This is a genomic window from Metabacillus dongyingensis (assembly GCF_019933155.2).
GTDB classification, from domain to species: Bacteria; Bacillota; Bacilli; order Bacillales; family Bacillaceae; genus Bacillus_P; species Bacillus_P dongyingensis.
On record NZ_CP082944.1, the window covers coordinates 2,308,452 to 2,320,472 of the forward strand.

General features: G+C 36.9%; 11 protein-coding genes and 2 pseudogenes. 9 read left to right on the forward strand and 4 right to left on the reverse strand.

Going from position 1 to position 12,021, the window contains the following annotated elements; all coding sequences use genetic code 11:
• Positions 1-139: 139 nt before the first annotated feature.
• Entirely contained in the window at positions 140-1,612 is a 1,473-nt protein-coding gene (locus K8L98_RS11420) for a flavin monoamine oxidase family protein (protein WP_223442529.1), read from the forward strand.
• A 332-nt stretch (positions 1,613-1,944) separates the two neighbouring features.
• A complete protein-coding gene (gene hmpA, locus K8L98_RS11425; RefSeq protein WP_223442530.1) occupies positions 1,945-3,177 on the forward strand; it encodes an NO-inducible flavohemoprotein in 1,233 nt (410 codons plus the stop codon).
• 331 nt (positions 3,178-3,508) lie between these two features.
• On the opposite strand, the gene K8L98_RS11430 is transcribed toward hmpA, so the two are convergent.
• Together K8L98_RS11430 and K8L98_RS11435 are read right to left on the reverse strand one after the other, a co-directional pair.
• Complete coding sequence (locus tag K8L98_RS11430) at positions 3,509-3,991, reverse strand: hypothetical protein (protein ID WP_223442533.1); 483 nt, start codon at positions 3,989-3,991, stop codon at positions 3,509-3,511.
• Between the two features lie 487 nt (positions 3,992-4,478).
• The gene (locus K8L98_RS11435) at positions 4,479-4,853 is read right to left on the reverse strand and encodes a YmaF family protein (RefSeq protein ID WP_223442537.1); all 375 of its coding nucleotides are present in this window, start codon (positions 4,851-4,853) and stop codon (positions 4,479-4,481) included.
• Positions 4,854-5,210: 357 nt separating this feature from the next.
• Here K8L98_RS11435 and K8L98_RS11440 point away from each other — a divergent pair, with 357 nt between their 5' ends.
• Positions 5,211-5,672, forward strand: coding sequence for a DinB family protein (locus K8L98_RS11440; protein ID WP_223442540.1), 462 nt, complete (start codon positions 5,211-5,213; stop codon positions 5,670-5,672).
• A gap of 487 nt (positions 5,673-6,159) precedes the next feature.
• Positions 6,160-6,909, forward strand: a complete 750-nt coding sequence (locus K8L98_RS11445; protein WP_223442544.1) for an SAM-dependent methyltransferase — start codon at positions 6,160-6,162, stop codon at positions 6,907-6,909.
• A gap of 461 nt (positions 6,910-7,370) precedes the next feature.
• On the opposite strand, the gene K8L98_RS11450 is transcribed toward K8L98_RS11445, so the two are convergent.
• Positions 7,371-7,928, reverse strand: coding sequence for a GNAT family N-acetyltransferase (locus K8L98_RS11450; RefSeq protein ID WP_223442547.1), 558 nt, complete (start codon positions 7,926-7,928; stop codon positions 7,371-7,373).
• Positions 7,929-8,308: 380 nt separating this feature from the next.
• Here K8L98_RS11450 and K8L98_RS11455 point away from each other — a divergent pair, with 380 nt between their 5' ends.
• From K8L98_RS11455 to K8L98_RS11475, 5 genes and pseudogenes are all read left to right on the forward strand, one after another.
• On the forward strand, positions 8,309-9,271 hold the full coding sequence (locus K8L98_RS11455; RefSeq protein WP_223442550.1) for a LacI family DNA-binding transcriptional regulator: 963 nt from the start codon (positions 8,309-8,311) through the stop codon (positions 9,269-9,271).
• Between the two features lie 222 nt (positions 9,272-9,493).
• The gene (locus K8L98_RS11460) at positions 9,494-9,844 is read left to right on the forward strand and encodes a VOC family protein (RefSeq protein WP_223442554.1); all 351 of its coding nucleotides are present in this window, start codon (positions 9,494-9,496) and stop codon (positions 9,842-9,844) included.
• Between the two features lie 205 nt (positions 9,845-10,049).
• Positions 10,050-10,190: pseudogene (locus tag K8L98_RS11465) on the forward strand (helix-turn-helix domain-containing protein); the annotation flags it as partial.
• An 83-nt stretch (positions 10,191-10,273) separates the two neighbouring features.
• Positions 10,274-10,816 (forward strand): DUF6022 family protein, encoded by a 543-nt coding sequence (locus K8L98_RS11470; protein WP_223442557.1) that lies wholly within the window; start codon positions 10,274-10,276, stop codon positions 10,814-10,816.
• A gap of 274 nt (positions 10,817-11,090) precedes the next feature.
• Complete coding sequence (locus tag K8L98_RS11475; RefSeq protein ID WP_223442560.1) at positions 11,091-11,588, forward strand: DinB family protein; 498 nt, start codon at positions 11,091-11,093, stop codon at positions 11,586-11,588.
• Positions 11,589-11,683: 95 nt separating this feature from the next.
• Here K8L98_RS11475 and K8L98_RS11480 read toward each other — a convergent pair.
• Positions 11,684-11,828 (reverse strand): annotated as a pseudogene (locus tag K8L98_RS11480) (transcriptional regulator); the annotation flags it as partial.
• Positions 11,829-12,021: the final 193 nt, after the last annotated feature.

Below are 12,021 nucleotides of genomic sequence, written 5' to 3' on the forward strand. Positions count from 1 at the left end.
CCATGATTAGCCCAATTATACTCATGAGTAATTCGAAGAAGCTGTTCCTTGTTAGGGTTTATACATAAATAGTAAGAATTCATAGGCATCTATTCCGGTGAATACAATGGAATAAATCTATTTCACTGGGGATGAAGAGATGCCTAAAAACATAAATTATCAATTATCGACGCAACAAATGATTAACATTATTAGAAATGGTCTTAAAAAGTCGCAAGTTCCCAAACAAATTACTATTGTCGGCGCAGGACTAGCAGGACTGGTTACGGCATCTCTATTGAAGGAGGCAGGGCACAACGTTGCAATTCTTGAAGCCAGCAATAGGGTTGGCGGACGTGTCTTTACCATACGATCCCCCTTTAGCGATGGGCTTTATTTTAACGCAGGCGCAATGCGTATTCCTCATAGTCATTTTTTGACATTAGAGTATATTAATAAATTCGGGCTAACCGTAAACCCTTTTATTAACCGAACTCCATTGGATATTCTTTATGTAAATGGAATCAAAACACGTCTTACTATATTTGAACGTAATCCAAGTATTTTAAACTTTCCCATTGCTCCGAATGAACGTGGTAAAAGTGCAGAGGATCTGTGGAAATTAGCTATACAGCCAATTATCGATTTCATTAACCAAAACCCAACTAGAAATTGGCAACTCGTAGAAAAAGAATTTGAAGACTATTCGCTGGGTTCTTTCTTAAAATCTTACCATTATCAATATGGAACGACTTTTTCAGCTGGAGCAATTGATATGATCGGTGTACTTCTTGACTTAGAAGCATTTATGGGAATGTCATTTGTTGAAGCTTTGCGAGAAGAAATGTCCTTTAGCGCAAATCGTTTCTATGAGATAACCGGCGGCATGGATCTGCTGCCAAGGGCATTTCTTCCGCAATTAAAAGAAGACATTGCATTCTCTCAAAGGATGACGAAAATTGTCCAACATAACAACAGAGTAACTATCCATTCCACCCATCAGGACACCTTAGAGCACTCCACCATAACGGGTGATCTTGCCATCATAACCATTCCCTTTTCAGTGTTGCGATTTGTGGAAATTGAACCATACCATTCTTTTTCCTATTACAAACGGAGAGCGATTCGGGAACTGAACTATATAGGCGCAATAAAAATCGGTATCGAGTTTAAAAGCAGGTTTTGGGAAAGGCATGATCAATATGGCGGTAAATCCATAACAGACCTGCCGATTCGATTCACTTATTACCCAAGTCAAGGGATTGGTACAAAAGGACCTGCTGTGGTTTTGGCAAGCTATACATGGGCGGACGAGGCTTTAACTTGGAACGGGCTATCAAACGAAGATCGCATTCGCTATGCTTTAAAGAACTTAGCTGAAATATACGGAGACCAAGTCTATTCTGAGTTTGTATCAGGAACTTCCTTTAGCTGGATAGATAATCCATATTCTTCTGGTGCTTTCACGGCTTTTGAAACGGGTCAGGAAACCGATCTATATCCTTATATTGCTATACCTGAAGGAAGAGTGCACTTTGCCGGTGAACATACTACTCTTATCCACGGTTGGATGCAAGGCGCAATTGAATCCGGAATACGGGTTGCTTATGAAGTGAATGACATGCCAAAGTAAAACAAAATAGATAGATCAGGACTGTATAAATAGGAACTGGCTTAAAGTCATTGACTATCAGTATAAAAATATCTTAATCTACGGATTAAGAAAGAAGCAATTTGGAATTTTACTCTCTTTTGAAGATGGTTCACCAGCTGGTAATATTAAAAAGTGCGTTTTTAACGAAAATAATGATTTTATATACCTTTAGCCGAAGTTAAAAGGCAGTGAAGGCAAGCTTTAACTTGTTCTGTTGTGAGGTAAAATCGGCAGAATTGTTGTTTATTGGTAAAATCGTTTGGGCATGTTAGTAAAATCCGAGAAAATTAAACATAGAAGGGTGCATTAATATGCTTGATGATAAAACCATTAATATTGTACAATCAACCGCCCCTGTTTTAAAAGAGAATAGTAAAGAAATAGGAAAAAGATTTTACAAGCTATTATTTGAAAAAGCTCCAGACTTACTTAACATCTTCAACCAAACGAATCAAAAAAGAGGTCTTCAGCAGGAAGCATTAGGATATGCCGTTTATGCAGCTGGAGAATACATTACAAATCTGGATGCTATTAAACCAGTAATTGAAAGGATTTCTCAAAAACACCGTGCCATTGGAATAAAACCTGAACAATATCCAGTTGTAGGTGAAACGTTACTTCAAGCAGTAAAAGATGTTCTTGGTGATAATGCAACAGATGAAATTATTGAAGCGTGGGGTAAAGCATATGGATATATATCAGACGCTTTTATTAGTCTGGAGAAAAAACTTTATGAAGAATCAGAACAACAACCAGGAGGTTGGGAAGGATATCGGACTTTTTATGTAGATAAAAAAGTAAAGGAAAGTGATGAGGTCACATCATTTTATTTAAAGTCCAAAGATGGAGAAGCAATATCTTCGTATAAAGCTGGTCAATATCTTACGATCAGGGCAGAAATCCCTGGAGAGCAATACACGCATATTCGTCATTACAGCCTATCTGAGGCACCTGGTAAAGATTACTATCGCATCAGCGTTAAGCGTGAAGATGAGCATGGAAATTCTCCAGATGGAATTGTTTCAAACTATCTGCATGATCAGATTCAATCTGGTGATACACTGCAATTTTCCGCACCTGCTGGTGATTTTGTTATCCGCAAAGATAATGTACCAATTGTGCTGATTAGTGGAGGAATTGGAATTACTCCTTTATTAAGCATGTTAAATACAATCGCAGAAGAAAAACTATCACGTCAAGTTACGTTCATTCATGCTACAAGTAACAGCAAAACACATGCTTTTAGAGAACATGTGAAGGAATTAGAAAACAACTTTGATTACTTAAAGTCATATGTTTGTTATAATTCACCAACTGTAGAGGATAAAAAAGCAAAAAATTATGATAAAGAAGGTCATATTGACTTGAACTTCCTGCAATCCTTACTTCCTACAAAAGAAGCTGATTTTTATTTCTGCGGTTCAATTCCGTTTATGGAAGCGATAATTAAAGCCTTAAATGAATGGGAAGTTCCGAAAGAACATATACACTACGAGGTTTTTCGTCCAGTGGCAATGTTGGGGGAAGAAGACATGAACCTGTGAATGAAAGTGAAAACGAGTCAACAAATGATGTTGGCTTTTTTTGTCCTTCATTCTCACCTCATATTTTTTAGTGACATTTATTGAAGAATTACTCCTTCAAATCATCTGTATCGACATCAAATAATTTACAAACTCTTACAATTTGATCGTCCGTCACATGCTTTTTATTTCTCACAATGCTCGAAAGTGCTCTGACCGAAATTTTAAGGTAATCCCTTGTTTTTCTCTGACAGAAATTTCTTATTAAACTAACCTGCAGCGTAAGCTCAATAAAAAAAGCGATTCTTCCATACAAAAAGAGGTTGGTTGCTAGAACCAACCTGATAATATTTTAATAAAAATTGTCATCTCCATTCTGCTGATCACTTTCAGCAGGAACCGAAACTCCCATAGTTCGCAAAGATTCTTTTGCTTGTTTTAAATAGGATTCTGCTTGTTCTTGCCACTTGATAATCACTTTAATAAACGTTTTGAACTCAGGACTTGCATTTTCCTCCATAGTTATTAATCCTTCACTTACCTTTTTATCCTGGTTTTCTGCATTTTTTATACAAGCCACCAGTGTTTCTACAATGGATTGCTGCTGCTCACCATTTACTAGTCTCTGAGATGAACCTACTGCTGTAACGCGATGATAGGAAGCAGGCACTAGATGATTATGCATCTCGCGATTCCCTTTTAAATTTTTGGTTTTTGGTATATGGAAAAGTTCAGAGCTCATAGCACATACCATTTCTTCAGCATATAAACTTTTGTGTAACAAATTTAAAATATGTCCCCAGTTGTTAACCCGATAAAAATAGTAAGGCTGCAAAAAAACATCTCCTTTTTATAGAAAATTGGATCCCCCATTTCCATACTATGATTTAGTATCAAAATTAATGTAAGACCTTCTTCTTAAGCTAAAGCGTGCTTTACTTTAATAAGGAATAAAGTTATTACTTATTAAAGTAAAGGTGCGGATTAGTTGAAAATGAAACATATAAATCGAAAATAATAAAGGAGTGCGAGAGATAATCTTCAACTCCTTTAATTGCCTATAACACTTTTAAGTTAACTCTTCTCAAAGTGCAGCAAGAGGAGTTTTATCCATCTTCTATAAAGAGGGGCATTCTTCAATTTTGGAGGCTCGCTTTTTTACTGAATAGCGATGAAATTTAGTTTTTTAAGAATGTCCTATTTGTAAGGAAAATGATTAATATATTTCGATGTTTAATAGCTCAGCTTTTTTAGTGTGCAGAAGAGTAATTGATTCCCTGAATAATAAAAACTCACCTTATCGGTGAGTTAAGAAATTTATGTTATAGACTTGTTCTTCCGCTATATCTGTGTCTATGTGGTGTAATTCCATCGACAGTGGTTACCCCACTAAATTCATGATAATGACCACCATTCTGAACAGGAATTGCTGGTCCAGTTATACCGCGTATTTGATGTCTATGTCTGTTATCAATAGATGTAAAAGTAAAATATCTGTGTGTATGTTGGATTCCACTTGGTGCAGGTTCAGTAGTTCCAGCATATTGATGACTGTGTCCGTCATCAAAAGATGTAATGCCTTTAAATTCGTGGGTATGAACCGGCATTCCATCCCATGATGTTATAAAGAGTTTATGGGAATGCATTGGGTCTGAATCATCTGAATGATACAAGAAACCATTAACAGGGATATCCATTAATAACCGCCCCTTAAATCCTTTTTAACACATTATTCAAGGACAAAACAAAAGATGTAAGATTGGGAAAAGTTATTAAAGGAAATTAACACAATTGACACTTTAAAGAATTAATAAATAAAATACCTCTCCAAAAAGGGAGGAGTTATCGATTAAATTAAAATAAGCTTGCTTCTTTAGCTGCTTCTAAGTTTATTTAAAATGGAGAGAAGGTGCGGGTGCAAGAGTGGTAGATCACTGAATGAATCCGCAGCTCTTTTTTCTTATTATGCTAACGCCGCAGGATTGTTTAAAAAAGGGATTTTAAGGGAGGAAGCCGAATAGTGGATTTATAAGAAATTTAGGAGGAGTAGAAAAATGCAAAAGGTAGCTGAGGGAATAAGTCATTGGATAAAAACATTACCAGAAGAGTACAACTCTATGTCTGAAGAAGAAATTTCAAATCGGCCATTACCAAATAAATGGTCAAAAAAAGAAATTTTAGGACATCTATGTGACTCTGCGATAAATAATATTGAGAGGTTTATAAAAATTCAATATGAAGAACAAGTTTATGTTATTCAATCGTATAATCAAGACCAATGGGTAACGGTTCAGAATTATCAAGATAGAACACTTGATGAAATAGTAAACCTTTTTCAGACGTTAAATAAGCAAATTGTTAATATTGTTAAGAATGTTCCTAACGAAAAGCTATCCAACCTTTGTGACATAGGAAATAATCAACATAAAACACTGGAGTGGCTTATACAAGATTATCTTGGGCATATGGAACACCATATTCACAATCAAATCTTGATTGAAAATAGCGACTTTTAAATTTAATTCTTATTCAGCTACCATGAAAATAAACTTCTATAATTCCGCCGCAAAATCATTAAACTATGGATTGGGTTGACTGGATTAAAAACCAGTATGGACAAGTTCAACATATTTTCATTCTCTCTGGTGCAGCGACAATATTTCTGCTGCATGGATGGCTACGGGTGTTTTTCTTCAATAAGACAACTTAAATGATATTTCACAATCGAGGGTTTTTCTTGAATATCTGTTCAGCATGGAATATTCATGATTAATCTTCCATGAAATGGCGCTTATCTGTAAAGGTAAGCGTCCTGTTTAATGGAAAAAAGATTGAGTTAATCATCTGATTTTTAAATAATTGGTATTAAGCAATCGGGGAGTTTAATTGAAGAGTGGATTCAACTTTTTGTTCAACAATCGGGCCAGATAATCGAATAAGCTTCCCCTTTCCCTTACTTTTACAATATGATAGAGGGAAATAAAATAAGTCTCTGGAGGTATTATGGATAGAAACAGATATTCAGCAATAGCCCATCAAAGCCATACTTTTTATAATCCGATTAATCCATCAAAAATAGACAAAGTTATTGAGTTACTTGCTTTAAAAGATAATGACAAAGTAATTGATATAGGTGCTGGGAAAGGTGAAATTCTTCTTCGGATTATTGAAAGGTACAAATCTAAATGTATTGCTATCGAGAAATATGGTGATTTCACAGAACAACTTCAAATAAATGCTAAAAATAGAGGGGTTTTAAATAATATTGAAATCATTACAGAAGATGCTAAAGTAGCAATTAACACAATAAATGAGCAGTTTGATGTAGCGATTTGTATTGGTTCAACTCACGCATTAGGCGGATTGCATGAAACGTTGGATACGCTGAGGAAGTGTGTAAAAAAGGGTGGATATGTGCTCATCGGTGAAGGCTACTGGAAGCAGCAGCCAAGTAACGAATATTTGGAGGCGCTCGGAGGAGCGGAAGAATCCGAATTACTAAGCCACTTCGAGAATGTGAAGGTTGGCGAAAAACTAGGCCTAATTCCACTCTGGTCTTACACTACTAACGACGATGAATGGGATGAATACGAGTGGCTTTATGCTATGTCCATTGAGAATTATTGCTACGAACATCCTGATGATCCAGATTGCGATGCAATGTTACAAAAGATCCGGACTTGGAGAAGTACATATCTGAAATGGGGCAGAGATACCCTTGGATTTGGGATATATCTTTTTAGGAATATGTAAAATTCAATTAAAGGGCGCTATTCTTCGATAAGACAAAATAAATGATCTTCAACAATCGGGGGCGATTGCAGCAAAACGTGATTGCCTATAAATGATAGGGTGTTAGATGGCGACTTATCACCAATAATAGACCATCCAACGAAATGTAGGATTTCTGAATAAAAGCCCATTACAACATCATCTGTGAAGAAATAAGCTCTGTCCTAAGTGATAAAAATGGTGGAGAGGAATATATGACTGAAATTAAATATGGAGAATATGAGACTCACCGATATATTTATTAGCTTACTTGACGACCATTATTTAATAATCGGGGGCTTTAACGGAAGTCTTTTTACTATATTCTGAGTAAAATCGATATTCAGCAATCGGGCGCGTTTGTAGAGTATTGAAAAAAAACCAATTTCTCAATTTTAATGCTGAGAAATTGAGAAATTGGGCTTTTTAATATGGGAATTTCCTTAATGTTGTAAATCCGCATTTTCCTGACGATACCCCTCTTGATTAATTTTGCCACCCCATTCTGAAGCTAATACTCCCATAAAATACGTATCATAGAAGTTTCCCTCAAAAAAAGCATGCTTCCTTAACTGTCCTTCTACAATAAATCCAATCTTTTTATACAAACTAATTGCTTGTTCGTTAACTCCCCTTGTTGTTAAATAAATTTTATTTAGACGCAGTTGCTTGAAACCAATGTCAATCATTTGCTCCATAGCAGGTTTTCCATAACCTTGGCCACGAGCTTCAGGGGCTAACAAGATACCGATACTTGCTCTACCATGTTCAAGTTCTATATTTCGAAGAAAAATCCATCCGATGAGCCGTTTTTCTTCATTTTTAATAGCTAACAAAAGGTCTCCGTTTTGTCGTTTTTTCTCCACATGATTTACAGTTTGTTCAAAAGTCAATGGTGTTCTTCCTACCATTGAAATGGAAACAGAGTCGTTCAACCAGCGATGTAATTCCTTTATATTTTCTGTTTCAAATGCATGAAGAGTTACTTGTTTATTGCTCATTTTTATTCCTCTTTCCCCTATTTAGTTTTTTTGTGAATGCAAATTTGGTTATTAACTTCAAATTTATTTGGCTACATGCTTTTTGGTAAATACTCCATTAATAGTTGTGATATACACTAACACCCTTAGGCATTTATTACTCATAAATATCGAATAAATAGCCAAAAGGATCATTTTTCTTTTCTTCAAATGTCTTTTTTTCACATAGTGAAATAGGAAAAGATGCTAATATTATAATAGAAGTACACAAGAAAATTAAGCACAGTATGCCTAACAAAAAGACCATACAAGTTTCCTCCTCATTTTTCTTTTTAACAACAGCTTAAATTATGGAAACCGTTTCAGAGCAAGGCATAAATTTTGAGAGGAGAAAGTAAAATATGGCAAACATTAAGGATATAGCAAAGATGGCCGGAGTCTCAGTTACAACCGTATCCCGTGTGATAAATAATCATCCATATGTAAGCTTTGAAAAAAGGGAAGCCGTTTTGCGTGCCATTGAGGTAAGCAAATATGAAAAAAATATAAATGCTGTCCATTTGAGTAAAGGGAAAACCTTCCTTATAGGTATTGCTATTCCATTTTCAAATCATCCATTTTTTGCTTTGATAGTCGAGGGAATAGCGAATGAAGCATTGAATAATAACTATAAGCTTGTTCTTTTCCAAACTAATTATGAGGAATTTAGGGAAATTGAAGCGTTAGATATGTTAAAACAAAAGCAAATAGATGCTTTAATCATTTGTTCTAGAATTTGTCAATGGGACACTATAGATGCTTATTTAGACTATGGTCCGATAATCTTTTGTGAAGATACAAGAGATAAAAAAGTATCTTCAATCTTTATGGATCATTATAAAAGTTTCTCCAAAGCGTTAGAGTATTTGCATTTTAAAGGTCATAGAAAGGTTGGCATATGTGTAGGGAGAAGAACGGGATTCAACGGTGAACAAAGAATATTAGCCTACAGGGATTTTCTGAATAAAATCAACGAACCTTTTGAATCAGAATATATTTTCTCTGATTGTTATGATTTCGAAAACGGGGAGGAGATTGTTCAAAGATTAATAAATATGAATAATCCTCCCTCTGCTTTATTGGTTTCTAATGACCAAGTAGCTGCAGGAATTGTTACATGCAGTAAGGAAAAACGAATTTCAATACCGCATGAACTGGCAATTATAGGATTTGATAATCAGCCTATAGCTAAAATAATGAATATCACTACAATTGAAATACCTTTAGTGGAGATGGGAAGAAAATTATTTCTTCGGGCAATCAATAATAAAAATATTTCTCAGGAAGAAATATCAGTGAAATTAGTCGAACGACTAACGGTATAGTAAAAATAGAAATTTGCTTTTCTTGTTCAGCAATCGGACCAGTTTGTTGAAGAAGGATATTTTCTGTTTTTAGCAAATTAGAAATACAAACAAACTTATCAGGAATACAGGATATTGCAAAATAACAGGAACATAGGGGATATGAGATTTGAAGATCCATAGAATAGATCAGTAAATGATCTCTCTGCCGCTAAAGAGTTTTTTCTCGGTTTTGGCCTTGAGGTGCAAGGGGAATGGGAAATGGAAGGAGAGTTGATGGATCAGGTAGTTGGGCTTAATGACGTTAAAGTAGCATGTGTAGGATTGGGGACGCCAGACGGTCAGGCATGGATAGAGCTAATCAATTTTTATACGCCGTCAGATGAAAAAGATATTCAGCAACCTTTTGCAAATACCCTGGGTATCCGGCATATTGCATTTGCTGTTGAAGATATTGAAGCCGTTGTTGCCAAATTGAAAAAGAAAGGTATGGAAATCTTTAGTGAGATACAAAACTATGAAGAAAGATATAAGTTATGCTACTGTCGTGGGCCAGAGGAAATTATTTTAGAGTTGGCGCAGCAAATCAAATAAATTAAGGGTAATTAATAGTTATCGGGCCAATAATTGATGGATTTTGACATACCGCCAGTGAAATATGTAATCACGTAGATAAAGTTGTTCCGCAAACGGGCTCTTTAATGAAGTAAATTTCTCCTATTAATTTACGGAGAAGCTGAGTTTTTTAGTATTGGAATTTCCTTATCGTTGTATATCCGCATTTTCCTGACGGTATCCCTATAAAGAAGGAAATATGACGGTTAATCAAATTTGTGAAATTACAAATGTGTCTAGAGCTTCATTATATAGAAAGCTATCAGAAGGAACAAATAGTCTTTCTTTATTCCATTTAAACCAATTGTTCATTCATAAAAAATAATTGCAAAGTTGGTATTATTTGTTAAAATGGATTCGAAAGATGCTGTTGTCACTGAATGAAGAACATTTGGGAGGGGATTAACAATGAATGAGACCAAACCGTTAAAAGAGTTTCTTCAGGAAAGGAAAGAAAGTAGCATTGCCACGATCGCTCAGTACATTGAGGACCATATCGCGGAAAACTGGCAAAGCCTCTTCGAGAATAACCGGGATAAGTTGATGCAAGCATATAATGAGGCAGGCGATAGGGCGTACGGGACGTATTTGCATCTGCTGTTTTTATCTGTTCATAAAGAGCTTAATAAGGCAGGATTGCGTGCGGAACCTAGATTGCCAGGCGATTTCGGCATTTCAAGAGAGTGGGGCAACATGGAAGACAGACAACGTTGGATGTGGAGCACCATTTTTTCTATGAATGAAGAGCCTTTAGGTACCTTAGTCACTATTGTGTTTCATGATCACACGCAGTTTCGGGTTCCCCGTCAGCCTGAAATCATCGCTTTACTCGAAACGCACAAGGAGGATGTCGTTGAGGCCCTCTCTTTCAGTTCCGTTGACTTCAAGCAGGCGCGTGAATTCAAGATTGAATACGAAGAATACGTGCAGAATCAGCATAACAAAGGCTGAAGAACCAAAGGGTTACGGCTTATAGAGTCCTCAGTCTATAAAAATAGAAGCATCAAGGTTAACCCTATGAGCCTTCTATTGTATGAAATTAAAATACGAACGAAAAAAGCAGCCGGCAGCTGTCGATCGGACTTCAAAACAGAACAATAAGGGTGATTTCCTCTGCCTTTTCGGATTTTCGGGCGGACTACCTATCTGCTTTTGTTACGACTATAAATAAATTCGACAATACCGAGAAATGTTATGAGATGAAAAAATGGAAGGAGAGTAATTTATGGTCAAACAACTGATCGTCGGCGATGCAACGCATGAACTGGCCACTACGCGCCGCATTCTGGAACGCTTGCCCGAGGAGCATATGTTGTGGAAGCCGCACGAGAAATCGATGACGCTCGGCGGGCTGGCCACGCACCTGATCAACCTGCTGAACTGGCAAATCGCGATTTTTCAGTACCCTGAGTTCGATCTTTCGACCGTGCCGTTGCGGCGGGAGCCTTTGGAAAAACGCGCTGACGTTCTGGAGGAGTTCGACGCGAACGTCGGCAAGTTTGAAAAGCTGCTCGCCGAATGCGACGAGAAAACGCTCGGCGAGGAATGGACGCTGCGCCACGGCAACCATATCATCCTCAGCGAGCCGCGGGCGATCGCGCTCCGCACCTTCGGATTAAGCCACATGGTCCACCACCGGGCGCAGCTGGGAGTATATTTGCGGCTTCTCGATATTCCGGTGCCGGGCATCTACGGTCCCTCGGCCGACGAGGAAGCCCAATGAACTAAGTTTCTCGACCCGATACGCGCCAAAAAGGTCGTAGGGCACGGCATGAACGCCGGTACTCTGCGACTGTTTTTATTGTCGTCGAATACTGCTTTTGTAATCCATCCTTTGTCAAAATAACAAGTAGCTATCGCAGATCCTAACCAACCGGAAATATAATAGTACCTCAGTAACCTTCACACCAAGTTCACCGGCTAGATGATCGTAACAGGTTCGAGCATGGCGAACTTGTTTTAGTCCTTAGCGTAGGGAAAATCGGCTTTTTCTAAGTCGAAATTTGCTTAGCGTATGTTTTCCGCGTTTTGTTGGTAGGACCCCCAATACAAAAAAATCTTCTACTATTTAATAGACAATTTAAAATTCACAATAAAAACTGCATAACAAAGGGATTTGTTTTTGTACATTTTAAGTGTATTCATAATAGACATTT

What these genes read in the sequence shown, in the direction of transcription:
- K8L98_RS11435 (WP_223442537.1), bottom strand. Translation starts at nt 4,853, where the DNA reads ATGGATATCCCTGTTAATGGTTTCTTGTATCATTCAGATGATTCAGAC.
- K8L98_RS11440 (WP_223442540.1), top strand. Translation starts at nt 5,211, where the DNA reads ATGCAAAAGGTAGCTGAGGGAATAAGTCATTGGATAAAAACATTACCA.
- hmpA (WP_223442530.1), top strand. Translation starts at nt 1,945, where the DNA reads ATGCTTGATGATAAAACCATTAATATTGTACAATCAACCGCCCCTGTT.
- K8L98_RS11450 (WP_223442547.1), bottom strand. Translation starts at nt 7,928, where the DNA reads ATGAGCAATAAACAAGTAACTCTTCATGCATTTGAAACAGAAAATATA.
- K8L98_RS11455 (WP_223442550.1), top strand. Translation starts at nt 8,309, where the DNA reads ATGGCAAACATTAAGGATATAGCAAAGATGGCCGGAGTCTCAGTTACA.
- K8L98_RS11470 (WP_223442557.1), top strand. Translation starts at nt 10,274, where the DNA reads ATGAATGAGACCAAACCGTTAAAAGAGTTTCTTCAGGAAAGGAAAGAA.
- K8L98_RS11475 (WP_223442560.1), top strand. Translation starts at nt 11,091, where the DNA reads ATGGTCAAACAACTGATCGTCGGCGATGCAACGCATGAACTGGCCACT.
- K8L98_RS11420 (WP_223442529.1), top strand. Translation starts at nt 140, where the DNA reads ATGCCTAAAAACATAAATTATCAATTATCGACGCAACAAATGATTAAC.
- K8L98_RS11445 (WP_223442544.1), top strand. Translation starts at nt 6,160, where the DNA reads ATGGATAGAAACAGATATTCAGCAATAGCCCATCAAAGCCATACTTTT.